General features: G+C 64.3%; 23 protein-coding genes. 12 read left to right on the forward strand and 11 right to left on the reverse strand.

The window, feature by feature from the left end:
- Positions 1-223: 223 nt before the first annotated feature.
- Positions 224-733, reverse strand: coding sequence for a hypothetical protein (locus JQ616_RS31115; RefSeq protein ID WP_212021354.1), 510 nt, complete (start codon positions 731-733; stop codon positions 224-226).
- A gap of 134 nt (positions 734-867) precedes the next feature.
- On the reverse strand, positions 868-1,815 hold the full coding sequence (mepA, locus tag JQ616_RS31120) for a penicillin-insensitive murein endopeptidase (protein ID WP_212021355.1): 948 nt from the start codon (positions 1,813-1,815) through the stop codon (positions 868-870).
- A 195-nt stretch (positions 1,816-2,010) separates the two neighbouring features.
- Here mepA and JQ616_RS31125 point away from each other — a divergent pair, with 195 nt between their 5' ends.
- The 3 genes from JQ616_RS31125 to JQ616_RS31135 all read left to right on the forward strand — a co-directional run bounded on the left by JQ616_RS31125 (position 2,011) and on the right by JQ616_RS31135 (position 5,505).
- Entirely contained in the window at positions 2,011-2,448 is a 438-nt protein-coding gene (locus JQ616_RS31125) for a L,D-transpeptidase (RefSeq protein WP_249137495.1), read from the forward strand.
- Positions 2,449-2,498: 50 nt separating this feature from the next.
- Complete coding sequence (locus JQ616_RS31130) at positions 2,499-2,978, forward strand: GNAT family N-acetyltransferase (RefSeq protein WP_212021356.1); 480 nt, start codon at positions 2,499-2,501, stop codon at positions 2,976-2,978.
- 331 nt (positions 2,979-3,309) lie between these two features.
- Entirely contained in the window at positions 3,310-5,505 is a 2,196-nt protein-coding gene (locus tag JQ616_RS31135) for a putative bifunctional diguanylate cyclase/phosphodiesterase (RefSeq protein ID WP_212021358.1), read from the forward strand.
- Positions 5,506-5,621: 116 nt separating this feature from the next.
- On the opposite strand, the gene JQ616_RS31140 is transcribed toward JQ616_RS31135, so the two are convergent.
- The 3 genes from JQ616_RS31140 to JQ616_RS31150 are packed head-to-tail and all read right to left on the reverse strand — an operon-like array spanning position 5,622 to position 7,500.
- Entirely contained in the window at positions 5,622-6,068 is a 447-nt protein-coding gene (locus tag JQ616_RS31140) for a DUF1801 domain-containing protein (protein WP_212021359.1), read from the reverse strand.
- Between the two features lie 31 nt (positions 6,069-6,099).
- On the reverse strand, positions 6,100-6,879 hold the full coding sequence (locus JQ616_RS31145; RefSeq protein ID WP_212021361.1) for a sulfite exporter TauE/SafE family protein: 780 nt from the start codon (positions 6,877-6,879) through the stop codon (positions 6,100-6,102).
- 15 nt (positions 6,880-6,894) lie between these two features.
- Positions 6,895-7,500 carry a TetR/AcrR family transcriptional regulator gene (locus JQ616_RS31150; RefSeq protein ID WP_212021368.1) on the reverse strand — a complete coding sequence of 202 codons (606 nt, stop codon included), beginning with the start codon at positions 7,498-7,500 and terminating at the stop codon, positions 6,895-6,897.
- A gap of 99 nt (positions 7,501-7,599) precedes the next feature.
- Between JQ616_RS31150 and JQ616_RS31155 the strand changes: the two genes are divergently transcribed.
- Positions 7,600-8,511 carry a sterol desaturase family protein gene (locus JQ616_RS31155; protein WP_212021371.1) on the forward strand — a complete coding sequence of 304 codons (912 nt, stop codon included), beginning with the start codon at positions 7,600-7,602 and terminating at the stop codon, positions 8,509-8,511.
- A gap of 21 nt (positions 8,512-8,532) precedes the next feature.
- Here JQ616_RS31155 and JQ616_RS31160 read toward each other — a convergent pair whose 3' ends face one another.
- Positions 8,533-10,500, reverse strand: coding sequence for a methyl-accepting chemotaxis protein (locus JQ616_RS31160; RefSeq protein ID WP_212021373.1), 1,968 nt, complete (start codon positions 10,498-10,500; stop codon positions 8,533-8,535).
- A 309-nt stretch (positions 10,501-10,809) separates the two neighbouring features.
- On the opposite strand from JQ616_RS31160, the gene JQ616_RS31165 reads away from it, so the two are divergent.
- From JQ616_RS31165 to JQ616_RS31190, 6 genes are all read left to right on the forward strand, one after another.
- Positions 10,810-11,346 (forward strand): TetR/AcrR family transcriptional regulator, encoded by a 537-nt coding sequence (locus JQ616_RS31165; RefSeq protein ID WP_249137498.1) that lies wholly within the window; start codon positions 10,810-10,812, stop codon positions 11,344-11,346.
- A 72-nt stretch (positions 11,347-11,418) separates the two neighbouring features.
- Complete coding sequence (locus tag JQ616_RS31170; protein ID WP_212021376.1) at positions 11,419-12,279, forward strand: DMT family transporter; 861 nt, start codon at positions 11,419-11,421, stop codon at positions 12,277-12,279.
- A 376-nt stretch (positions 12,280-12,655) separates the two neighbouring features.
- The gene (locus JQ616_RS31175) at positions 12,656-12,973 is read left to right on the forward strand and encodes an ArsR/SmtB family transcription factor (RefSeq protein WP_212021378.1); all 318 of its coding nucleotides are present in this window, start codon (positions 12,656-12,658) and stop codon (positions 12,971-12,973) included.
- Entirely contained in the window at positions 12,970-13,455 is a 486-nt protein-coding gene (locus tag JQ616_RS31180; protein ID WP_212021380.1) for an SRPBCC family protein, read from the forward strand. The genes JQ616_RS31175 and JQ616_RS31180 overlap by 4 nt, the downstream gene beginning before the upstream one ends.
- A gap of 45 nt (positions 13,456-13,500) precedes the next feature.
- Complete coding sequence (locus tag JQ616_RS31185) at positions 13,501-13,914, forward strand: MAPEG family protein (RefSeq protein ID WP_212021382.1); 414 nt, start codon at positions 13,501-13,503, stop codon at positions 13,912-13,914.
- Positions 13,915-14,243: 329 nt separating this feature from the next.
- Positions 14,244-14,813 carry a hypothetical protein gene (locus JQ616_RS31190; protein ID WP_212021383.1) on the forward strand — a complete coding sequence of 190 codons (570 nt, stop codon included), beginning with the start codon at positions 14,244-14,246 and terminating at the stop codon, positions 14,811-14,813.
- A 209-nt stretch (positions 14,814-15,022) separates the two neighbouring features.
- Here JQ616_RS31190 and JQ616_RS31195 read toward each other — a convergent pair whose 3' ends face one another.
- The 5 genes from JQ616_RS31195 to lepA form a co-directional block, all read right to left on the reverse strand.
- Positions 15,023-15,298, reverse strand: a complete 276-nt coding sequence (locus tag JQ616_RS31195; protein WP_212021385.1) for a hypothetical protein — start codon at positions 15,296-15,298, stop codon at positions 15,023-15,025.
- 202 nt (positions 15,299-15,500) lie between these two features.
- A complete protein-coding gene (locus JQ616_RS31200) occupies positions 15,501-16,673 on the reverse strand; it encodes an acyl-CoA dehydrogenase family protein (protein WP_212021387.1) in 1,173 nt (390 codons plus the stop codon).
- Between the two features lie 154 nt (positions 16,674-16,827).
- On the reverse strand, positions 16,828-18,054 hold the full coding sequence (locus JQ616_RS31205) for an MFS transporter (RefSeq protein WP_212021389.1): 1,227 nt from the start codon (positions 18,052-18,054) through the stop codon (positions 16,828-16,830).
- Between the two features lie 151 nt (positions 18,055-18,205).
- Positions 18,206-18,541, reverse strand: coding sequence for a hypothetical protein (locus tag JQ616_RS31210; RefSeq protein WP_212021391.1), 336 nt, complete (start codon positions 18,539-18,541; stop codon positions 18,206-18,208).
- A gap of 207 nt (positions 18,542-18,748) precedes the next feature.
- A complete protein-coding gene (lepA, locus tag JQ616_RS31215) occupies positions 18,749-20,560 on the reverse strand; it encodes a translation elongation factor 4 (protein ID WP_212021401.1) in 1,812 nt (603 codons plus the stop codon).
- A 161-nt stretch (positions 20,561-20,721) separates the two neighbouring features.
- Between lepA and JQ616_RS31220 the strand changes: the two genes are divergently transcribed.
- Together JQ616_RS31220 and JQ616_RS31225 are read left to right on the forward strand one after the other, a co-directional pair.
- Positions 20,722-22,095: a YARHG domain-containing protein gene (locus JQ616_RS31220; RefSeq protein WP_212021403.1), complete on the forward strand. Its 1,374-nt coding sequence runs from the start codon at positions 20,722-20,724 to the stop codon at positions 22,093-22,095.
- Complete coding sequence (locus tag JQ616_RS31225) at positions 22,096-22,875, forward strand: M15 family metallopeptidase (RefSeq protein WP_212021404.1); 780 nt, start codon at positions 22,096-22,098, stop codon at positions 22,873-22,875.
- Positions 22,876-23,118 lie beyond the last annotated feature (243 nt).

Here is a 23,118-nt window from a genome sequence, read left to right on the forward strand (position 1 = left end):
AGGTCTGGGCGCGACGGACGGAAGCGCTGTTCCGCTGGTCCCCGAAGGACTTACGGTCCTCGGGGATATCGCACTGCAAACATAGCAGGCTGGGACTTACGGTAAAGGCGACCGTTTGTCTAACGCATGATCCGGAAAGGTGCGAAGCGGCTTTCCGAAAAGATCATGCGCAACAAGGAGCTAAAGCGCGATGACGATTCAATCTCATCGCGCTTTAGCGGGGCTATTGGTCCGACGGCTGGATCGCGATGGACAGCGAATTGTCCTTTGAGCCGCTGACCTGCAGCACGAAGGGACTGGCGGCCAGGTCGTACTTCATGGTCTTGCGGATTCCGTCGCAATCAGTGGCGCCACTGAAGGCCTTCGGCTTCAGGAAATGCCCGTCCTGCACCAGGTCGACCCAGGCCCCGGCCGAGAGGCTGACGGTATAAAGGCCGGCCTTCGGCGCGGCCTTGAAGCTGGTGAAGCCGGCGAAGGTGCCGTCCTTTGGCGCGCGCTCCGGCGGCGAGGGCAGCTTGGCATCAGCGGGCGTCACCAGCGCCAGCGTGATGGCGGTCGACGGCAATGCGGTCTGCTCGCTGCCCGAGGCAAGCTTGGCGCGATCGGGCGCGGTGAGCGCGGCGCGGGCACGGTCGATCGACCATTTGAACTTGTCGCAGCCGCTCGGCTCCTCCGCGGCGAAAGCGGGAACTGAGACGAGCAGGAGCGATGCGGCGAGGAGCGATTTGCGCATGTCTGGTCCAATGCCAATTGTGACGGAAGAAATAGATCAGTGGCCCCGATCCATCGCTCGAGCGCGCTTACGGCACGCCGACATCAGATCATAACGCAGTTCGCGCCGGCCGGCATAGCCGCCTGACGAAGATGTTATTGTTTGGCGTCGGCTGCGTTGAGCACCGTCTTGCAGGCCGCCGGCATCTGCGCCAGCGTCATCGGCGGGCGCGGTTTCGGCGGCTTTGGTGGCGGCTTCGGATGCAGCACCGAATCCTTGAACCAGAACGCCAGATCGGACGGCTTGCAGCCTTCGCCCTCCGCTTGCTGCTTCTGTCCCTCGCATGCGGGGCTGCCGGACGGACAGCGCATGCGGATGTGGAAGTGGTAGTCGTGGCCCCACCACGGCCGGATCTTCGACAGCCAGCTACGATCGCCCTTGGCCTCGCGGCACAGCGCCTTCTTGATCGCCGGGTTGACGAAGATGCGCTGCACCGCCGGCTCCCGCGCGGCGTCGCGAAGAACCAGCACATGCCCCGGCGTGAAGACGCGCGGATCGACATCGAGCCGGTCGTCGCGCACCATCATCACCGCCGACATCTCCTCGCGGTCCTCGCGCGACAATTTGCGGTCCGGCATCGGCGTCAGCCAGATATCGGCGTCGAGCCCGATCTGGTGGCTGGCGTGACCCGACAGCGCGGGGCCGCCGCGCGGCTGGCCGATATCGCCGACCAGGATGCCGGGCCAGCCGGCGTCCTTGTGCGCGTCGGCCGCGAGCCGCTTCAGCAGCGCGATCATGTTGGGGTGACCCCAATAGCGGTTGCGTGACAGGCGCATCACCTGCCAGGTGGCGCCGTCGAACGGCATCTGCGCGGCGCCGGCGAGGCAGCCCTTGGTGTAGCCGCCGATCGATTGCGTCGGCATCGCCGCCGGCAGCACCTTGCGCGCGAACAGCTGCTTCGCCCCGATCTTTGGATCATTGGGGTTGGCGAGCGGCGGCAACGGCTGCGGATTGAGCGAGCCCTTGTCCTGCGCCCGCGCGGAGATGGTGCAGGCGACGAGGGCGGAGATCAGGAGCGGGATCAGACGCAGGCGGGGTGTCATTCGGATCACTCTGTCTGCGCAAGGCTAACATGGATTCGAGCCATGCAAGCCGCGCTTTCATCCCAATTGCTTGATCGCCCACAGCGCGGATTAAGATTACCCGCGGCTTCCCGGTCCACATGTGAGCCACGCCACTTTACAAGCGCACGTTGCGGGCGACATCATGCGTACAATAATTTCAGGGTAGGCGGTATTATGACAAGCGTATGTTGCGTACGGCTGGCGTTTGCCGCCGCGATTGCCGCGTCGACACTGGCACTGACTCCCGCGCGCGCCGATGTCGTCGTTCACATCGATAAATCATCCCAGCGCATGGCGGTCAGCGTCGACGGCGCGACGCGCTACAACTGGCCGGTGTCGACCGGGCGCCGCGGCTACGGCACGCCGAACGGTGTGTTCCGTCCGCAGATGCTGGCGCGCCGCTGGTACTCGAAGAAGTACTACAACTCGCCGATGCCGTATTCGATCTTCTTCCATGGCGGCTTTGCCATCCATGGCACCTATGAGCTCACCCGTCTCGGCGGTCCGGCCTCGCATGGTTGCGTGCGCCTGAATCCCTCGCACGCGGCGGTGCTCTATGGCCTGGTCGAGCGCAACGGCCGCGGTGGCACCCGGATCGAGATCACCAACTAGGATCCGTGGTAACTCTCCAACCTTCGCGATAACCATCTTCGGGATTTGCAATGCCAACTGGTGCCGGTTCGGTTCGAGTGAGGGAAGCTTCCCAATCAGACCACGACTTTCTTTTTGCGCTCTCCCCTCGCCTCTCAGGCGTGCCTGGTCCCGCCTGGCATACCCTGGCTGCGATGGAGCAGTTTCAACGCCGTTTCATGGCCGCCACGTTGCTTCCTGCCGCCGAAAACTCCCGGACGCTCATTGCGGTGTCGGAAAATGACGTGCGGTTGGGCTACGTCCACATGCAGCCGGGAACGGACGGAGTAACGGACGAAGCATGTGGCTATGTCGCGATCCTTGCTCTGACTGAGCAGGCAGAGGGCCAAGGCATCGCCAAATTACTGATGCGCCATGCCGAAGATTGGGCGCGCGAGATGAAATACCGGTTTCTGAGCCTGGATGTGTTCGCTGACAATCGACGCGCTCTTGAATTCTATGACCGCGCTGGCTTTCGTCCGGAGTCGGTACGCATGGTCAAACCGCTTTAGCGCGGCATCGGAAACTCCGTCCCGTTGCCCGCGCCGCCTTAACCCAGCGATAACCCTGTCACACTCTGGCAAACATTCATGCGCTTCGGCGCATTCATTGTGCAGTCTCGCGCCGGTTTACGCTTCCTTCACCACGCCTCGCACGTCCACGCTGCAAATTGGCGCTGCATGCCGCCTGCACACTCGGCGCAAGGCGGGCCTGGCGCGGATTCGCCTGCAAAGCAGGCATGCCGCGGCTTCTCATCCAGCGCACCTCTTCGCCGAGAGATACCAATTTTTCAGAGACTTATCGCAGATATATCGCCGTACTGGAATGCGCGTGGGGCGTGCGATGCCGATGATGCGGCCAAAGAAGATCAAGAAACCAAAGCAGGCCAGCCTGCCGGGCCGCCGGCCCAAGCCGATGCCGAGACTGTCGGGCAGTTCGCGCCGCTCCGCTGTCGAGATTGGTGAGTTGGTGCGCCAGCGCGCGCAGGCCGAGGCCGCGATCGCCGACGCGCGCAAGTCCAATGCGCGGTTGCGCGAGGCGGTCGACATCCTTCCGCAGGGCATCGTGTTCCTGGACTCCGAAGGCCGCTATCTGCTCTGGAACAAGAAATACTCCGAAATCTACAAGCGCAGCTCCGACCTGTTCGAGCACGGTGCGCGCCTCGAGGACACGATCCGCGTCGGCGTCGCGCGCGGCGACTATCCCGAGGCGATCGGGCGCGAGGAAGAGTGGATCGCCGAGCGGCTCCAGAGGATGTACCAGCCGGGCGAGCGGCACGAGCAGGTGCTGGCCGATGGCCGCGTGGTGCTGATCGAGGAGCGGCTGACCTCGGATGGCGGCATCGTCGGCCTGCGCGTCGACATCACCGAGCTGAAGCAGCGCGAGGCCTCGTTCCGTCTGCTGTTCGACGGCAATCCGGTGCCGATGATCCTGTGCGCGCTCGATGGCGAACGGATCCTCGCGGTCAACGACGCCGCGATCGCGCATTACGGCTATGTCCGTGCCGAATTCGAGAAGATGACGATCAAGAGCCTGCAGGCGTTCGATGCCGAGCTGCCCTGGGCCGCCGGCCGCAGCAGCGACGAGCAGGCGGCGCGGACTTGGAAGCATGTGCGCGCCGACGGCACGTTGATCGATCTTGCGATCTATTCGCGCCAGCTGATGCATGGCGACCAGCCGGCGATGCTGCTGGCGCTGATGGACATCACCGAGCGCAAGCGCGCCGAGGCGCGGCTCGCCTTCATGGCCCAGCACGACAGCCTGACCGGCCTGCCGAACCGCAATCTGCTGCGCCAGCAGATGGAGGACATGCTGCAGCACACCCGACGCTCGACCGACAAGGTCGCGGTGCTGATGCTCGGTCTCGACAATTTCAAGGCGGTCAACGACACGCTTGGCCATGGCATCGGCGACAAGCTGCTGCGCGCCGTCGCCAAGCGGCTGCGCTCGACGCTGCGCGAGGAAGACGCGTTGGCCCGCCTCAACTCCGACGAGTTCACTATCGTGCAGGGCGGCGTGATGCGGCCCGAGGACGCCGTGCTGCTGGCGCGCCGGATCCTTGATGCGATCGGCGAGCCATACCTGCTCGAGGGGCATTCGGTGGTGATCGGCGCCAGCATCGGGATCGCGATGTCGCCCGGCGACGGCGAGGATTCCGAGAAGCTGTTGAAGAGCGCCGACATGGCGCTGTCGCGCGCCAAGAGCGAATTCCGCGGCACCTTCTCATTCTTCGAGGCGGAGATGGATGCGCGGGCGCAAAGCCGCCGCAAGACCGAGATCGATCTGCGCGATGCGATCCAGAACGAAGATTTGCGGCCCTATTACCAGCCGCTGGTCGATCTTGCGAGCGGGCGCATCACCGGCTTCGAGGCGCTGGTGCGCTGGCCGCATCCGGAGCGCGGCATGATCTCGCCGGGCGAGTTCATTCCGGTGGCCGAGGAGACCGGCCTGATCAATCCGCTGGGTTCGCTGATGTTGCATCGTGCCTGCATGGACGCGGCGCAATGGCCTGATGACGTGCGCGTCGCGGTCAATTTGTCGCCGTTGCAATTCCGTACCGGTAATCTGCTGGCGCTGGTCACCGACGCGCTGCGGCGATCCGGCCTGCCGGCGCGACGGCTCGAGCTCGAGATCACCGAGACGCTGCTGCTGGAGAAGAGCAGCCAGGTGCTGGCGACGCTGCATGCGCTGCGCGCGCTCGGGGTGCGGATGTCGATGGACGATTTCGGCACCGGCTATTCGAGCCTTAGCTATCTGCGCAGCTTCCCGTTCGACAAGATCAAGATCGACCAGTCCTTCGTGCGCGACCTCGGCGCCAACCCGGACGCGCAGGCGATCGTGCGCTCGATCGTCAGCCTCGGCGTCGGGCTCGGCGTCACCATCACCGCCGAGGGCGTCGAGACCGAGGCGGAGCTGAGCTGTCTGCGCGCCGAAGGCTGCCACGAGGGCCAGGGCTTTCTGTTCAGCCGCGCCCGGCCCAACGCCGAGGTCATCAGTTTGCTGAAGGCGCAGCGCGTCGCCACTGCGCTGGTGGCGTAGGGCACCTACGGCGCGCCGTGACCGTAGGGTGGGCAAAGCGCCAGCGTGCCCACCACCACGAGCAGTATGCTTGACGGTGGGCACGTCGCGGCGCGCCTTTGCCCACCCTGCGAAGGCTACGACGCCTTCTTGTTCAGATGATACGTCAGCGCCAACCCGACGCAGTGACGCAGCGCAGGCTCCGGCAGCTTGCCGGCGACATCGAGCAGGATCGCGCGGTTGCCGCTGTAGCTGAGCTCGGGATAGAGCTCGCGAAACGTCTCGACCAGATTGGTCTGGCAGTGGAAGTAGACCGCGACCTGGTCGGAGGCCGGTTTCACCTGATCGATCCGGATCGTGCTGCCGCTGCCGGTCTCCGGCGTCAGATAGCTCGGCTGGCCCCATTTCAGCGTCTCTTCCAGCGCGCCGACGCCCTTGGTTGCCTTCGCGGTCTCGAAAATCAGCCGCCGCAGCGCCAGCAGTCTCGATTTGACCGGGGCAGGGTAGGCGTCGAACAGCGCATCGGTCGATTTGGTCGGCGGTCGCCGTGTCGCCTTGCTGGTCGATCTTGCCGGCTTGCGCATGGAAGCTCCGCGAGAGGACTGTCGCACCTGTCTACCACAGCGCCTTGAAGGTCATATAGAGCGCCATCAGCGAGACGAAGAAGATCATCGCGCTGCGCAGCGTCGCGCGGTCGATGCGGTTGGCGGCGCGGGCGCCGAGATCGGTGCCGGCGAGCAGGCCGGCGATCACGCCTGCGAGCACCGGCCAGGATGCGAGCGAGCCTTCGCTCCAATAGATCCAGGCCGACGGGATCGTGGTCGGGATCAGCGACATCACGAGGCTCGCCATCTGCGCCTGATGCTGCGGCACGCCGAGCACCGCGCTCAAGCCCACCACGGTTGCCAGCCCGCCGCCGATGCCGAGAAAGCCCGACGACAGCCCCGCCAGCAGCCCAACGACGAGCAGCGCCGGCGAGGATATGTCGCGCGCAGCGCCATCGGTCTCATCGTCTTTCTCGTCGCGCCCGCCGCGCAGGATCAGCATCGCGTCGAGCGCGACGAGATAGGCCACATAGGTCCAGCGCAAGGCGGGCTCGGCGACATGATTTGCAGCGAGTGCGCCGGCCGCGCCGCCGCCGACGAAGCCGACAGTCAGCAGCGCGATCCAGCGCAGCGGCGCGCGGTTGCCGCCTTGCCAATAGCGCCGGATCCCGGTGAGGCTGGTCGGCGGCACCTGCGCGACCAGCGAGATGCCCTGCGCGACATGCTGGCCGGCGCCGAGCAACAGCACCGAGAACACGACCAGTCCGCCGCCGGGGCTGACGCCGAGCAGGCCTGCGGTCAGACCGCCGGCAAGGCCGGTGACGATGCCGAGGAGGAGGTCGTGGATCATCACCGCATCCGCCCGTCAGCGTTTGGCGGCAAGGCCGGCGAGGAAGATGTCGAAGGCGTGCATGGCCTCCGCGGTCGAGACGGTCTCGCCCCACAGCCGTTGCAGCACGATGCCCTGGAACATCGCGACCATCGCCCGCGCTGCGCCGCGCGGCTGCACGCCGTAGTCGATCGCGCCGTTCTTTTGGCCGCGTCGCAGCAGGTCCACGATCAAGGCGATCGGCTGGCGGATGCCGCTCGCCACCTGGTCGCGGACCACGTCGTCGCGCAACGCCTCCGCCCAGAGCTGCAAGGCGACGCGGCGGGCGCGCAGGCCTTCCTCCTTCTGCAGGTCGCCGAGAAAGGCGCGGGCGATCGACCGCAGGCTCTGCAACACGTCGTCCGATGGGTCCTGCACCGCGAGCAGCGCGCTGTCGCGGCCATGGCGGCTTTCGCCGATCGCCTGGATCAGCTCCTCCTTGCCGGCGAAATGCCCGTAGATGCAGCCGGCGCTGAGCCCGGACTGCTTGATCACGTCCTGGATCGTGGTCTGGTGAAATCCCTGGCGCGCAAAGCAGATCTCCGCGGCCTGCAGGATCTCCTCGCGTCGGATCGCGAGCGTTTCGGGCTTCACCTTCGGCATGGTCGGTCCCTGGTCGTCGCCCGGCAGAGGGGCGGCTTGACGTTCATCTGTCGTCATTATAAAGAACGAATATTCGTTTTGTAAAGAGGGGCGACCGGCATGATCGGTTTTGCAAAGCTGCTGTGGCATCCGGGCGCGGGCGAGATCGCCAATATCGAGCTGCCGTCGATCGGCGCGCGGATTGCGTTCCTGTTTGCGTCGTTCGCGATCGTGCTGCTGTTCGAGGCCGCGTTTCCGCTGTTCAGCTACGCGCGCGGTGACCGGATGCGCAACATCGGCCGCAACGCCGCGATCACCGTGATCTTCCTCGGCGTGAACCTGCTGCTCAGCCCGATCTCACCGCTGGCGGCGCAGTGGACGCTCGACGCGAAATTCGGCCTGTCGCACTGGCTTGGCCTGTCGCCGCCGAACCAGCTGCTGCTCGGCATCATCGGGCTCGACCTGTTCGCCTATTTCGCCCACGTCTCGATGCACAAGCTCGGCTGGATGTGGCGCTTCCACCGCATGCACCACGCCGACCGCTTCGTCGACGCCACCACGGCCTTCCGCGAGCATCCCGGGGAGACGTTGTGGCGGATCGGCTGGCACATCACAGGCGTGATCGTGTTCGGAACGCCGGCCTGGGTGCTGGTGAGCTATCTGACGCTGTCGGCGCTCAACGCGCAGTTCGAGCACGCCAACATTCGCCTGCCTGAGCGGCTCGATCGCTGGCTGCGGCTTCTGTTCGTGACACCGAACATGCACAAGATGCATCATTCGCGGCACCAGCCGGAGACCGACAGCAACTATTCCAACCTGCTCTCGATCTGGGACCGGCTCGGCGGCACCTACAACTGCGGCCCGCGCTTCGCGGAGCTGTGCTACGGCCTCGACGGTTTTGATGACGCCGAGAAGCAGTCGCTACGCGGTCTGCTGAAGATGCCGTTCATGCGCGAGTGGGGGCGGTCCGGGGCAGGGTCGGACGACAAGGCGGATCGATCCGCGCCGCCGCCCGTGCTGCCCTGGCCCTGATTTGAGGCGCAGCGCCGCCGATTAGGCTGCGTTGCGCAGTCCGGCGAGGAAGGTGTCGACGCTGTGCGACAGCGCGGAGGCGTGATTACCGAGCTCGCCGGAGGTCTCCAGCACATTGCCGGTGAGGGCGCGCGATTGGCCGGCGGCTTCGCTTGCGCCCGCGATATTGCTGGAGACTTCGCGCGTTCCGGAGGATGCCTGCTGCACGCTGCGGGCGATCTCCCGCGTCGCCGAGTCCTGCTGCTCGACGGCGGCTGCGATCGCGGTGGCGATACCCGAGATCTCGCGGATGGTGCCGCTGATGTCGCCGATCGCGCTGACGCAATTGCCGGTGGCGGACTGGATCGCGCCGACCTGGCCGGCGATCTCGTCGGTCGCCTTCGCGGTCTGGCTCGCCAGTTCCTTCACCTCGGCGGCGACCACGGCGAAGCCGCGACCGGCCTCGCCGGCGCGGGCGGCCTCGATGGTGGCGTTGAGCGCCAGCAGGTTGGTCTGGCTCGCGATCGCGCTGATCAGGCGCAGCACGTCGCCGATCTTCTCGGCTGACGCGGCAAGGCTCGTCACCATCTCGGTGGTTTCCACCGCCTTGGCCACGGCATTGTCGGCGACGCGGCTGGAATGGGTGACCTGGCGGCCGATCTCGGTGATTGAGGAGGCCAGCTCCTCGGTCGCGGCGGCGACCGCGTTGACGCTGGCCGATGCCTCCTCGGACGCCGCGGCTGCCGCCGAGGTCCGTTCCGAGGTGCCGTTGACGCTGGTCGTGATCTCGTTGGCGACGCGCTGCATCGCGCCCGACGATTGCGCGACGGCGGCGACCATGCCCTTGACGTCGGCTTCGAAACGGTCGGCCATCTGTCGCTGCAATGCCTGCTTGTCGGCTGTCGCCTTCACCTTGTCGGCCTCCTGCGCATCGCGCAGCGAGGAGGTTTCGATCATGCCGCGGCGGAACACGTCGACCGCCCTTGCCATGGTGCCGAGCTCGTCGCGGCGCTCGCTGCCGGGTATCGTGACGCTGGTGTCGCCGCTGGACAGCCGGTTCATCACGGCGGTGATCGCGGCAAGTGGCCGCGACAGGCCGCGGCCGAGCAGGAACGCGAGCAGCACGGCAGCGGCCAGGATCGCGACCACGCCGAGGATCAGGTTGCGCTGCGCGCTCGCGGCAGCGGCCGCATAGTCGCTGGTGTCCTTGATGATCTCGAGCACGGCGACCGGCTGACCGGCATAGTTCTTGATCTGGCCGAGATAGAGCTCCACGGCATGACCATCGAGCGTGGCGTCGCGCAGCACGGCTGCGCCGTTCATCACGCTCTTGAGCTCATCCGGGGTCGCGACCGCGGTATCGCCGAAGGTGGACGACAGCCGCTTGAAGCTCTGGCCGTCGAACGAATGCACCGCAAGGTCGATGCCGAAGCGCTTCTTGGCGCGGTCGACGAATTCCTTGCCGAAGGCGACGCCGATGTCGACATTGCCCAATGTCTTGCCGTCATGCACGACCGGGGTCATGCCGAAGATCGAAAGCGCCTCGCGGCCGGGTTCGACGCCGACGATCGGTTTGCCGGCCTTGATCGATTCCACCACCGTGGTGCGCCGCGCCGAGGCATCGTCGCCGAAAGTCTTCGGCGCATGGACCCGGTAGAAGCTCGTCGCCGGCGCCTGCCAGAACGAGATCAGCGGGATGCCCTGCGCCTTGATCGCCGCCCAGGGGGCGCCGAGCAGCTTGCCGAGGCCGTCGCGGTCGCCCTTGGCGATGGCGTCTTCGACCGGCGGCAGGGCGGCGATCACAGCGGAGACCGCGAGCGCGGTGCGGCCTTCATAGTCGATCGCCGCAATCACGCTGTCATATTGCAACTTGAGCTGCTGATCGAGCGCGAGCCGGGTCAGCGCCCGCTGCTGGCTGATGGAAAAGCCGCCGAGGATCGCGCAGGCGACTGCAACGGTCAGTGAAATCGCCAGAATCAGGCGAGCGGCAATCGATCGAAGCGTGAACATGGGACCGTCGGAACTCCAGGCATTAGCGCCGTCGGCAAAGTCCCAGAAAAAGCTTAACAACCGGATGTTGCGCCGCCGAAATTCGTGCCGGGGCCATCGTCGCCGGTGCCTACTTTCGTACCATGCGCTGAAACGCGATCCGGTAAGTGCGAAGCGGCTTTCCCTCGCGACAGACGTGGAATGCGTTTGGAGGTCGCTTGATTTAAAGACCGTTTGGTCTATATTTCCTGAATGAGCAACCGAACCTCGGCCCCGTTACCCCGCGGTCGCCCGCGGAGTTTCGATGAGGAAGCCGCCGTCGAGCGCGCGATGGGCGTGTTCTGGTCGCGCGGCTACCATGCAACGGCGCTGCCGGACCTTCTTCGTGCGACCAAGCTCTCGCGTGGCAGCCTTTACGCTGCTTTCGGCGACAAGCACTCGCTGTTCCTGCGCGCGCTCGATCGTTACATCGACGATGCCGTGACACGGTTGAATGTCGAGCTTGACCCCCGCAAGGAGCCGGTTGATGGCCTGCGGGCCTACCTTGCTGGATATGTTGACCGCACCAGCGGCGCCCATGGTCGGCGCGGATGTCTGGTGATCGCCACAGCGATGGAACTGGCCGGGCGTGACGCCGACGTCAATCGTCGCATCGCGAACTTTTTCAAGGTCATGGAGGCGCGGGTGGCGGATGCGCTTTCCCGCGCGAAGGCTGCGGGCAAGTTGGCCGATGGTGTCGACCCAGCAAATGCCGCCCGCATTCTCGTCTGTTTCGTCGAGGGGCTGCGCGTCATCAGCAAAACGGCAGCCGCGGGAGTCATCACGCACGCCGCCGCCGACGCTCTGCTCGATCGTTTCATCAGGTAAGCAAAATCCGGGACCCGTTCTCACAATCGGCTTGCCGATATCTGGACCGATCGGTCGTAAAAGGAGAATACAATGTCTGCGATCCAGATGGTTTGCGCGGTGGCCGTTCCCTTGCTCTGGGGTTATCAGTTCGTGGTCATCAAATTGGGCGTTACGGAGTTTCCGCCGTTCTTCTTCCTGGCGCTGCGTTTCCTGGCCACTGCGCTCCTGCTTATTCCGTTCGTGAAAAGGCCCACGCGTGAACAGTTGCGTCCTATCGCAGCGATCTCGTTTTTTCTCGGCGGGCTGAACTTCGGGCTGTTCTACGTGGGTCTCGGGCTCGGCTCGGGAAGCATGACGGCTGTTGCGTATCTACTCTCCACGCCCTTCACGGTCCTGTTGGCCTGGCCGCTGCTGGCGGAGAGGCCGTCGCTCACGACCCTCTCCGGGGTGATGCTTGCATTCGCCGGCGTCTTTGTGTTGAGGGCGGAGCCCGGCCTGTCGGCAAACGGGTTGCCACTGCTGCTGGTGGTTGGAGCGGCCTTTGCGTTCGCGGTATCCAACGTGCTGACGAAACGCTACGGCCCGTTCGACCCCCTGATGTTGATGGGCTGGTCGTCGCTGTTCACGGTGCCGCAGGTGATGTTGATGTCGTTGCTCCTTGAATATGGACAAACGGCAAGCCTCGTTGCTGCGGATCAACGGGGGTGGCTGGCGCTCGCCTACACGATTTTCATCGGTGGAATTGTCGGATTCGGCCTTTGGTTCTGGCTGATCGCGCGCTGCTCCATGGGGCGCGTCGCCCCCTTCGGTCTGCTGCTGCCGGTGTTCGCCTTGATGTCGAGCGCATTGTTCCTTGGCGAGCCGATGACGCCGAAGTTGATTGTCGGCGCACTGCTGGCGATGTCTGGTGTTGCCTTGACGCAGTTCAGACCGGGCGCTCGAGCGGTTTGAATCAGAAAGTTGCGTCGGCCGATCTAGCCCTGCACGGCGTTGTTCTCCCGCATCGCCTTTCCCGCCTGCGGGGGAAGGCCGACGCGCGGAGCACGGCGGGTGGGCCTTCCCCCGCGCAGCGTTCTCGCGGTCGTTACGGCGCATACTCATTAACACCAGCGGTCCGACGTCTGCTTCCAGAGAATAAGCGGAGGTCGAGAATTCAGGTTGAAACCGGTTCGAGAGTGACCTGAACCGAAGTTCCACGCCGACTGGCTTGACGTAATCATCAGTATATACTAATCATTAGTCATGGCTAATGATTATACAATCAGCGGAGGTTGTAACCGACCTGCAAGGTGCCCTTGCATTGACGCGCCTGGGACGTCGGCTGGCCATGGCTAAAGACAGCGTGCAACTGGCCGCTCTTGGCGATTCAACTCGCAGACGAATATTCGAACTAGTGGGCACACGGCCTCGCACCGTCGTTGAAATCACCCGTGAGCTGACAATCTCCCAGTCAGCCGTCTCGCAGCATCTGAAGGTGCTGCGTGAATCTCGGTTGGTCCGTGCCGAGCCGAAGGGAGCCAGCAACGTTTATCACATCGATCCCGCGGGGCTCGGCCAGATGCGCGCCTGGCTTGACCGGTTCTGGAGCAGCACACTGGCAGCTTACAAAGTGGCCGTCGAAAAATCAGTGGAGGACCAGCAATGAGCATACGTGTATCGGCCGCGCCCATCAGACAATCCATCGTGGTTGAGGCGCCTATCGAGCGTGCGTTCAAGGTCTTCACTGAAGACTTCGGCAGCTTCAAGCCACGCGAGCACAATCTGCTCCTCGTCCCCATCGCCGAGACCGTGTTCGAGCCCCGGGTCGGCGGTCACGTTTATGATCGCGGTGTCGATGGCAGCGAGTGTCGTTGGGCGCGTGTGTTGGCTTTTGAGCCGCCTAATCGCGTGCTTCTTAGCTGGGACATCAGCCCGCGCTGGCAAATCGAGACCGATCCAGACAAGACCAGCGAATGGGAAGTGCGGTTCATCGCCGAGACGCCAAACCGAACACGGTTGGAGCTTGAGCACCGTCACCTCGAACGTCATGGCCAAGGTTGGGAAGGCGTGCGTGATGGAGTTGAGGGTGATCAGGGTTGGCCGCTCTATCTGAAACGGTTCGCCGAGCGGATTGCGCGCGAGGCATGATGCTCACGTGTTTCTTGCGTCATGATCGCAACTGCGGAGGTCTGCATGGCAGCCTATTCTCTCGGCATCGTCGGAGTGCTGGCCCTTTGCTTGCTGTCAATCGTGCTGGCCGTCTATTCAGGATCGTCAAAAGGCAGGGCCGGGGCACTCTCCGGACCTGTCCTGCCGCTGGACGACAACAACTTGTTGTACCGGATAGATCGCGTCCACTTGAACACCGTGGAAGCGCTGCCGCCTTTTGTCGTCCCGGCGTTGCTGTCCATGATGGTGGGGGTTAGCCCCGTCACGGTTGCAACTCTCGTATGGGTCTACGTCGCGATTCGTCTCATCCACGTTGCGGTCTATCTGCGCGGTGGCAAAGCGGCCAAAGGTGGCAGCATCAGAACCATTCTCTATGTCTCAGGAGCATTTGTGACCGTCGTACTCATTGCGGTGACTGCCGTGGCGACCATCCACTAGGGTATCAACGAGCGGCCATCTGTCGACGGCAATCAATTTCGGCCGCTAGCCCAAAACCGACATGCCGTGGTCACCCGGCGATGTCCGGTTTAGGGAGGAGAGCCGACACGGCGGATGTATGAGCGTGGCCCCCGGTTCGATCTGACTTCAGCGGGCGGAGGGATTACCCGCCGGGATCGCCTTGCCGGCGTCCTCATATTGGGTGTCGCGGGCCTGGATCCGCTGCGCGATCGCATGTTCGCCGGTTGCTCGATTCGCGAACGCGAGTTAAATTGCCTTATACAATTATTGATTGAGAGTATGCAGCATTACTGAATCGGATCGTCAATATGTCCACCGAGTTCGATGCGAGCGGCTGCTTGGAGATCTACGAATCCCGCGTCCGGCTCGCAATATTCGCTGCTTTGGGGATTGTTATGACTGCCGGTGCGATGTTCATGGCCGGAGCGTGTGTTGGCGTTCTTCTCGGCTTCCTTGGTCCACCAGCAAAGGAACGTGCGCTTGTTGGTCCTATTCTGGCCTTCCTGATCGGGACGGCCGGCATCATCCTGTTCGGATCAATTACCATTCATGCCCTTGTCAGGTGGTTAGGTCCCCGCCAACCAGTGCTCTTCATGACGCGCGATGGCTTCAAAGACATTCGGATCAGCGCCGATTGGATTCCGTGGTCCACGGTCCTCTCTTTGAAAAATTACCGTGATAAGGGCATCGTGATCGATGTTGATCCTGACTTCGTTCGGAAACACCTGCGGCTGGGTCCTGTGGCCCGGTTCATGCGAACGGCGAACGGGCTTTTTGGCAATCGTGGCCTATGGGTCGTTGCATTCCCGCTAGGCATATCAGCGCGCGAACTTCTCGACGTTATGGCAAATCTATATCGGCCGGCGCATAGGACATAGCTGAAACGCTGCCCTGAATGCGCGAGATGCTGACTACCCACTTCCGCTTATGGCCCGTAGCCGACCCTCAGAAGGCTGCATTGCCTGCTTCGGAGATGGAGACTGACCAAGATCAAGCGCCCCGTCCGGGTCGGCGTTCGACCCTTAGCGGACGTTGGGGCGATCAGGGCGGTGCCTTCATTGAGTTAGGTCAATCGCTGCCGCCGCCCCTAATATCGACGGTCCGGCAGCCACGGAAGCCAATGCTTGATTTCTGCAATTGGGTCCGTGGTCAGTAGGCCGACGGCATGCAAGGCGATCGCGAGACAAAAGATGAGTGCGACCACTTTGCCGAGCACAACCATGAAGAAGGCAGTCGGCTCGCGATCTTCCGAATATTGCGACAGCCGTCCGTAGACGGTCCCTGTGGAGTAAGACGAATAGATCCCCCAGGCCGCACACAAGGCCAGCACTCCGAAAACCGATGCGATCACCCAATGGGGCATTGGAAATCACCATAATCCGATCGCGCCAATTCTATCAGGCGCGCCCTAATTGGTCGTTATCGACTCCGCATGGGCCACCGCATATGTCTTCTCTTGGCCCAAAACCGACATGCCGTGGTCGTCCGGCGATGTCCGGTGTTAGGGAGCAGAGCCGATATGGCGGATGATTACGCGCCCTGGTTCAACCTGGCTTCATCGCGCCTCAGCGCGTCGTCGGCGGCGCCGCGAGATTGCCCGCCAGGATCGCCTTGCCGGCGTCCTCATATTGGGTGTCGCGGGCCTGGATCTGTTGCGCGATCGCGTGCATGTCGCGAAACCGTCGCTCGAACGGATTCTTCGCGAACACCGCCGTCGCGCCCGACATGTGATAGGCAATATCGACCACGGAAGCCGACTGGTGGATGGTCCAGGTCGAGGCGATGCGGATCGCGATCCGGTGCGCCTCGCTGATCGCGTCACCACGGGCGAGATCGCTCCAGACCTCGTGGGCGGTCGCATACAGATAGGCGCGCGCGGCGCGCAGGCTCGCCTCAGTGCGGCCGATCTGGCCTTGCACGGCGTTGTTGTCGCGCATCGCCTTGAGGCCTTGCGGGGTCTTAGCCCGCGCAAGCTTGGTCGCCGCATCCAGCATCGCGCGTGCAACGCCGAGCGAGGTGGCGGCGAAGCCCATGCTGAACACCATGTTGGTGGAGAGCTTGTAGAGCGGGCCTGCCTCGCGGCACGCGCTGGGATCGTCGCGCAATGCCGAGAATTTGTCCGGGATGAAGAGGTTGTCGACGGAGTAGGAATCGGTGCCGGTGCCCTTCAGGCCGATCACGTCCCAGACGTCGTACATCGTGGCTGACGCCATCGGGAACAGGATGGTGCGGATCTCCGGCGAACCGTCGGGCTTCTTGCGCGGCGAGCCATCGGCCTCGACGACACGGACATGGGCGCCGAGCCAGCTCGCCTGCCGCGAGCCCGAGGCGAAATCCCAGCGCGCATTGGCGCGGTAGCCGCCGGGCTCGGCACGGACCTCGTGGGCGATCGCGCCCCAAGCCAGGATGCCGGGCGCGGTGTTGAAGATCTCGTCGGCCACGTCGGGCTCGAGATAGGCCGCGGTCATGGCGCAGACGCTGCACTGGCCGAGGCACCAGGCGGTCGAGGCGTCGGCCTTGGCGATCTCCTCCTGCATCTGCATGAACGATTCCAGCGTCGCCTCGGCGCCGCCGAAGCGCTTCGGCAGCAGTGCGCGATACAGTCCGTTCTCGACGAGTCCTGATGTGACAGCAGGCGTCAGCCGCCGCGTCCGCTCGATCTCGTCGGCTTCAGCAATGATCAGCGGCGCCAGCGCGCGCGCCCGCTCGACAAGGTCTACTCCCTGCGGCTTGTTCATGCGTTTCCTCGGCGCTTCCGGCGTTCTTGTTGGGCAGGCTCGGCGATGGTGGCCCATCCCAAAGGGGAGGGCAAGGGACGCCAAGGCGGGACGGCGCCGGCGCAGATCAGCTATCCGTCAGTGACGCGCGTGCAAACGACGAATGCATCCGCGCTCAGGCGGCGGCGCGGCCGAGATCGAGCGAGGGCCGCTGCTTTGTCGAGAAGCTCAGCGCCACCGCGACGGCGGCAAGGCCGATCGCAAAGGAACCGACGTGCAGCCACGTATAGCGATGGAAGGTGTCGAACACATAACCGCCGGCCCACGGCCCGAGCGCCATGCCGAGGCTTGCAAACGCCGACACCGCGCCGAACACTGTGCCCATGATGCGCGCGCCGAAGAACTCGCGCACCAGCACGGCATAGAGCGGCATCACGCCGCCATAGGCGAGGCCGAACACCACAGACAGTGCGTAGAATTCGCCGAGCTGCGCCACCGCGAGATAGGTCGCGATCGACAGTGCCTGCACCAGGAGGCCGCCGACCAGCACCGGCTTGGCGCCGAGCCGGTCGGCGAGCACGCCGAGCAGCAACCGGCCGCCGAGCCCGGAGAAGCCGGCGAGGCTGTAGACCGTGACCGCGGTGATCGGCGCGATGCCGCAGACCATGGCGTAGGACACCATGTGGAAGATCGGCCCCGAATGCGCCGCGCAGCAGGCGAAATGTGCCAGCGCCAGCGTGATGAATTGCGGCGTACGCAGCGCCTGCGCCACGGTCCATTCGGTTTGCGGTGCGTTCGCAGCCGTCGGAATCGCGACGTTCGATCCCTGCGGTGCCGGGCGTACCAGGAACGATGCGGGGATCAAGAGCGCCCATGCGGCGATGCCGATCACGAGCATCGCGAAGCGCCAGTCGTAAGCGGTGATCAGCCAGCTCGCCGACGGCGCGATCGTCAGCGGCGAGACGCCCATGCCGGCCGAGACCAGCGCGACCGCGAGGCTGCGATGCTTGTCGATCCAGGCGCTGGCAAGCGCCATCATCGGCGCATAGAAGCTGCCGACGGCGATCCCGATCAGCACGCCGAAGCAGAGCTGGAATTGCCACAGGCTCTGTGCGTAGCTCGCTGTCACGAGGCCGAGTCCGAGCAGCAGGCTGCCGGCCAGCACCACAAGGCGGGTGCCGAACCGGTCCGATAGCGCGCCCCAGGCGAACGCCGCAAAACCCATGCAGAGGAAATCCAGCGTCGCCGCGGCCGAGACGCCGGCGCGTGACCAGCCCATCGCATCGGAGATCGGCTGCAGGAACACCGCGAGCGACAGCATGGTGCCGAAGCCGACGCAGGTCATCAGCGCGCCCGCGCCGACGACGACCCAGCCATAATCGAATCGAGCGGCCTTGCTCATGCGTTTCCCCGGCGCTGTTGTGTTTTGTGGTGCGCGCAGGGAGGATCGTGGCCTATCCGGGGCTCAGGGGCAATATGACGGGCAACATGCCTCTCATTCCGAGATCAGTGGATTGTGAGTTGCGTGCGCAAGATGTCGCAGCGACGCGCAGCTAGCCGCACTGCCAGGCCCGGCCGATCGGCGTCCAGCGCCAGCACGGGCCGTAGCTGCCGCCATTGTAGCGTCCGCCGCCATGGAATCCGGGGCGGCCGAAATAATACCAATCGCCGCCATACCAATACTCCGGCGAGTAGTCCGGGTAGCCGCGGGCGGCGCCGCGCGGGCCGAACACCGGAATGGTTTCGTTGCGCGGCTGCCGGTAGCCGGGCAGGAAGCCATAGCCGTGCCAGCGGGTGGCGCCGTGCCGTTTCTTCGAGGAGGCGGCCGCGCTCAGGTCCGGCTGCAGCAATGCGAGGATGACGATCGAGAAGGTGAGAATGCGCAACATGGGCGGAGCTTAGTCGGGCCGCCCTGCGATGGCGATTCAAATCATGGTGCGTTTTGTTGCTGCGACAAGAAGGAGCAACAGGTGCGGCAGCGGCGACGCGTCGGCCATCCACCTCCGGCTACTTTGCATGGGGTTGTTTTCGAGATTTTCGGCGAGATCTGGACCGGCGCTGATGTCGTCAAGCCGGCGACAGTCCGTGGCGCTGCCTCAGCTATCCACCTTGAGCGCGGCGATGAAGGCTTCCTGCGGGATGTCGACCTTGCCGAACTGCCGCATCTTCTTCTTGCCTTCCTTCTGCTTCTCCAGAAGCTTGCGCTTGCGCGTGATGTCGCCGCCGTAGCACTTCGCGGTGACGTCCTTGCGCAACGCGCGGACGGTTTCGCGCGCGATCACCTTGCCGCCGATCGCCGCCTGGATCGGGATCTGGAACATGTGCGGCGGGATCAGCTCCTTCATCTTCTCGACCATGGCGCGGCCGCGGCCTTCGGCGCGGGTCCGGTGCACCAGCATCGACAGCGCGTCGACCGGCTCGTTGTTGACCAGGATCTGCATTTTGACGAGATCGGCCACTTTGTAGTCGGTCAAGTGATAATCGAACGAGGCGTAGCCCTTGGAGACCGACTTCAGGCGATCGTAGAAGTCGAACACCACCTCGTTGAGCGGCAGGTCGTATTTCACCATCGCGCGGGAGCCGACATAAGTCAGCTCCTTCTGTGAACCGCGGCGGTCCTGGCACAGCTTCAAGACGCTGCCGAGATATTCGTCGGGGGTGAGGATCGTCGCCTCGATCCACGGCTCCTCGATCTCGGCGATCTTGACCACGTCGGGCATGTCGACGGGATTGTGAATCGAAATCTCCTGGCCGTCGGTCAGATGCATCTTGTAGATCACGCTCGGCGCGGTCGCGATCAGATTGAGGTCGAACTCGCGCGACAGCCGCTCCTGGATGATTTCGAGATGCAGCAGGCCGAGGAAGCCGCAGCGGAAGCCGAAGCCGAGCGCCGCCGAGGTTTCCATCTCGTAGGAGAAGCTGGCGTCGTTCAGGCGCAATTTGCCCATCGCCCCGCGCAGTGTTTCAAAGTCGTTGGCGTCGGCCGGGAACAGGCCGCAGAACACCACCGGGATCGCGGGCTTGAAGCCCGGTAGCATCTCGCTGATCGGCTTGCGGTCGTCGGTGATGGTGTCGCCGACGCGGGTGTCGGCGACTTCCTTGATCGCCGCGGTGATGAAGCCGATCTCGCCGGGGCCGAGCTCCTCGACCTGCTCCATCTTCGGCGTGAAGAAGCCGACGCGCTCGACGTCATAGGCCGCGCCGGTGCCCATCATGCGGATGCGCTGGTTCTTCTTCATGGTGCCGTCGACCACGCGGATCAGCACGACCACGCCGAGATAGACGTCGTACCAGCTGTCGACCAAGAGCGCCTTCAAGGTCGCGTCGCGGTCGCCCTTCGGCGGCGGCAGGCGGGTGACGATCGCCTCCAGCACGTCGGGCACGCCGACGCCGGTCTTGGCCGAGATCATCACCGCATCCGATGCGTCGATGCCGATCACATCCTCGATCTGCTGCTTGACCTTGTCGGGTTCCGCGGCGGGCAGGTCGACCTTGTTCAGGACCGGCACGATCTCGAGATTGTTGTCGAGCGCCTGGTAGACATTGGCGAGCGTCTGCGCTTCGACCCCCTGGCTGGCGTCGACCACCAGCAGCGCGCCCTCGCAGGCCGCCAGCGACCGCGACACCTCGTAGGCGAAGTCGACGTGGCCGGGCGTGTCCATCAAATTGAAGATGTAATCCTTGCCGTCCTTGGCGCGGTAGTTCAGCCGGACGGTCTGCGCCTTGATCGTGATGCCGCGCTCGCGCTCGATATCCATCGAATCGAGCACCTGCTCCTTGCCCGCCATTTCACGATCCGACAGGCCGCCCGTCATCTGGATCAGGCGGTCGGCGAGGGTCGATTTGCCATGGTCGATATGGGCGACGATGGAGAAGTTGCGGATGTTGGAAATCGGGGCAGTTGTCATGGGGCGCGGGATAGCATCCACACCCCCGCGCGGGCAACCAAATTGCGGTATTTTGCAGCGGTGTGACGGCGAATCACGGGGTATTTCCGGCAGGGTTGCAATGATCGATTTCCGGGCATGTTTCTGCTAGGTCTGGCGGCCCGAAATTCGTGGATTTGACGATGCGCTGGACCCTTCTCGCCGCCGGATTGCTGGCCATGTTGTTCGCGGCGCCGGCGGCCGCCGACAAGCGCGTGGCGCTGGTCGTCGGCAATTCGACCTATCAGAACGTGTCGCGGCTGCAGAACCCGAAGAACGATGCGCAGCTGGTGGCCGAGACGTTGCAGCGGCTCGGCTTTGCGCTGGTCGGCGGGCAGGCCCAGGTCGATCTGGACAAGGCCGGCTTCGATACCGCGATCCAGCGCTTCGGCAGCCAGCTGATGGGTGCCGACGTTGCGCTGTTCTATTACGCCGGCCACGGCATCCAGGTGCGCGGCACGAACTACCTGGTGCCGGTGTCGGCGAACCCCACCCGCGAGGCCGATGTCGATTTCCAGATGGTCGATGTCGGCCTGGTGCTGCGGCAGATGGAAGGCGCGGGCACGCGGCTCAACATCGTCATCCTCGATGCCTGCCGGAACAATCCGTTCGGCGGCCGCGGCCTGCGCGCCGCCGACGGCGGCCTCGCCCAGATCCGCGCGCCGGAGGGCACGCTGTTGTCCTACGCGACCCAGCCGGGCAATGTCGCGCTGGACGGCGATGACGGCCACAGCCCCTACACGCGCGCGCTGGTCGACACCATGCAGAAGCCCGGGCTCGACGTGTTGCAGGCGTTCAACCAGGTCGGCCTCGTCGTCAAGCGCGCAACCGGCAGTGCGCAGCAGCCCTGGGTCTCGACCTCGCCGATCGACGGCTCATTCTATTTCGCCGGCAACGCGCCGGCACAGGTTGCGACCGCCGATCCGCCGGCAACGGTGATCCCGCCGCAGCAAAGCATGTCGCCGCCAAGCGTGCCGCCATCGGCGCCGCCAGTGGTTCGCACGCAATCGGACTTCATCATCCCGGACTCCGACAGCCGCCTGCTGTCGGAGAGCGATCTCAGGGCGCTCAGCAAGGAAGACCTGCGGATCGCCCGCAATGAAATCTTCGCGCGGCGCGGACGCTACTTCAACGCGCCGGACCTGACGGCGCGGTTCAGCAGGTTTGCCTGGTACGTGCCCCGCTCCTGGGATCCGCCGCTCAATGCGGTCGAGAGCGCGAATATCGCGCTGATCGATCGCTTCGAATCCGGCGGCAGTGCGGCGCCAGCCGGATTCATCTTCCCGGATTCCGACCGGCGGTTGCTGACGCCGGCCGATCTGCGGCCGCTGTCGCGGGACGAGTTGCGGATCGCGCGCAACGAGATCTTCGCCCGCAGGGGACGCTATTTCGATTCCGCTGATCTCAAGGCGTATTTCTCGCGCTTCGCCTGGTATGCGCCGAACAGCTGGAATCCGCGATTAAGCGCGATCGAGGAGGCCAATGTCGCGCTGATCGACCAGGCCGGGAAGCGCTGAATGGCTGCGCGCGGGATCGCCTGTGTCGTTGCCGTGCTTGCGCTGCTGCCGCCGCTTGCGCGTGCCGAAACGAACGGCGAACTGCTCGACCGCCTGGTGCGCGCCTATCCCGATGCGCTGTCCGGGCACGACGATAAGAGCATCACCTGGCGCGACGGCACGGTGATGCCGGTCGATGACGGCGTCTCCGACAAGCCGTTCGATCAGCTGTTACGCAACGCCTCGATCCTCGATCAGATGCGGCAGCCTTATCCATCCGGGCCGTCGGTGCCGCCGGCTGTGAATGTCGATCCCGGCCGCTTCCGCAATGAGGCCTTCTTCAAGAAGATGTATGGCGACTGCAACACGGGTGAGGTCAAGCGGAACCTGGTGACGATCAGCTGGCTGCCGAAATCCTGGGGCAAGCCGGTCCAGGTCACGCGGGTCAACGGCATCGCCGAGCGGCTCAAGCAGGTCTCCGCCGAGATCGAGGCGCTCGATCCGGCGCTGCGTGCCGCGGCGTTTCCGATCGCGGGTGTGCTGTCATGTCGCGCCGTCGCCGATACCGGGCGGATGAGCATGCATGGCTATGCGGCCGCGATCGACCTCAACCTGAAAGTCTCGGATTACTGGCTGTGGGCGGGCAAGGGGGAGGGCAAGGGCAAGACCATCCCCTACAGGAACCGGATGCCGCAGCAGATCGTCGATATCTTCGAGCGCCACGGCTTCATCTGGGGCGGCAAGTGGTATCACTACGATACCATGCATTTCGAGTACCGGCCGGAGCTTCTCGAAAAGTGAACCGGCCGGCTGGACCATGATCCGGAAAAGTGTGCGGCGGTTTTCCGAAAAGATCATGCTCAAAACAAAGAGGTAGAGCGGGATGGCGATTCGAAGAAAAGTCATCCCGCTCTGGAGCCATTCTCACGCCAAGCTGATTTCACTGGCCACAAAAACGCGCTAAAGGGCGCTGAAGTGCTGGTGAGCATTCACTCATCGCGCGTCCGCTTCCACTCGGCATGATCCCTCCGGAAAGCCACCTTC

It is taken from the genome of Bradyrhizobium tropiciagri (assembly GCF_018130545.1).
Lineage (GTDB): Bacteria > Pseudomonadota > Alphaproteobacteria > Rhizobiales > Xanthobacteraceae > Bradyrhizobium > Bradyrhizobium tropiciagri_A.

Bases quoted from the DNA above. Each gene is read 5' to 3' on its own strand.
- JQ616_RS31115 (WP_212021354.1), bottom strand. From the start codon at position 733: ATGCGCAAATCGCTCCTCGCCGCATCGCTCCTGCTCGTCTCAGTTCCC.
- mepA (WP_212021355.1), bottom strand. From the start codon at position 1,815: ATGACACCCCGCCTGCGTCTGATCCCGCTCCTGATCTCCGCCCTCGTC.
- JQ616_RS31125 (WP_249137495.1), top strand. From the start codon at position 2,011: ATGACAAGCGTATGTTGCGTACGGCTGGCGTTTGCCGCCGCGATTGCC.
- JQ616_RS31130 (WP_212021356.1), top strand. From the start codon at position 2,499: ATGCCAACTGGTGCCGGTTCGGTTCGAGTGAGGGAAGCTTCCCAATCA.
- JQ616_RS31135 (WP_212021358.1), top strand. From the start codon at position 3,310: ATGCCGATGATGCGGCCAAAGAAGATCAAGAAACCAAAGCAGGCCAGC.
- JQ616_RS31140 (WP_212021359.1), bottom strand. From the start codon at position 6,068: ATGCGCAAGCCGGCAAGATCGACCAGCAAGGCGACACGGCGACCGCCG.
- JQ616_RS31145 (WP_212021361.1), bottom strand. From the start codon at position 6,879: ATGATCCACGACCTCCTCCTCGGCATCGTCACCGGCCTTGCCGGCGGT.
- JQ616_RS31150 (WP_212021368.1), bottom strand. From the start codon at position 7,500: ATGCCGAAGGTGAAGCCCGAAACGCTCGCGATCCGACGCGAGGAGATC.
- JQ616_RS31155 (WP_212021371.1), top strand. From the start codon at position 7,600: ATGATCGGTTTTGCAAAGCTGCTGTGGCATCCGGGCGCGGGCGAGATC.
- JQ616_RS31160 (WP_212021373.1), bottom strand. From the start codon at position 10,500: ATGTTCACGCTTCGATCGATTGCCGCTCGCCTGATTCTGGCGATTTCA.
- JQ616_RS31165 (WP_249137498.1), top strand. From the start codon at position 10,810: ATGGGCGTGTTCTGGTCGCGCGGCTACCATGCAACGGCGCTGCCGGAC.
- JQ616_RS31170 (WP_212021376.1), top strand. From the start codon at position 11,419: ATGTCTGCGATCCAGATGGTTTGCGCGGTGGCCGTTCCCTTGCTCTGG.
- JQ616_RS31175 (WP_212021378.1), top strand. From the start codon at position 12,656: ATGGCTAAAGACAGCGTGCAACTGGCCGCTCTTGGCGATTCAACTCGC.
- JQ616_RS31180 (WP_212021380.1), top strand. From the start codon at position 12,970: ATGAGCATACGTGTATCGGCCGCGCCCATCAGACAATCCATCGTGGTT.
- JQ616_RS31185 (WP_212021382.1), top strand. From the start codon at position 13,501: ATGGCAGCCTATTCTCTCGGCATCGTCGGAGTGCTGGCCCTTTGCTTG.
- JQ616_RS31190 (WP_212021383.1), top strand. From the start codon at position 14,244: ATGTCCACCGAGTTCGATGCGAGCGGCTGCTTGGAGATCTACGAATCC.
- JQ616_RS31195 (WP_212021385.1), bottom strand. From the start codon at position 15,298: ATGCCCCATTGGGTGATCGCATCGGTTTTCGGAGTGCTGGCCTTGTGT.
- JQ616_RS31200 (WP_212021387.1), bottom strand. From the start codon at position 16,673: ATGAACAAGCCGCAGGGAGTAGACCTTGTCGAGCGGGCGCGCGCGCTG.
- JQ616_RS31205 (WP_212021389.1), bottom strand. From the start codon at position 18,054: ATGAGCAAGGCCGCTCGATTCGATTATGGCTGGGTCGTCGTCGGCGCG.
- JQ616_RS31210 (WP_212021391.1), bottom strand. From the start codon at position 18,541: ATGTTGCGCATTCTCACCTTCTCGATCGTCATCCTCGCATTGCTGCAG.
- lepA (WP_212021401.1), bottom strand. From the start codon at position 20,560: ATGACAACTGCCCCGATTTCCAACATCCGCAACTTCTCCATCGTCGCC.
- JQ616_RS31220 (WP_212021403.1), top strand. From the start codon at position 20,722: ATGCGCTGGACCCTTCTCGCCGCCGGATTGCTGGCCATGTTGTTCGCG.
- JQ616_RS31225 (WP_212021404.1), top strand. From the start codon at position 22,096: ATGGCTGCGCGCGGGATCGCCTGTGTCGTTGCCGTGCTTGCGCTGCTG.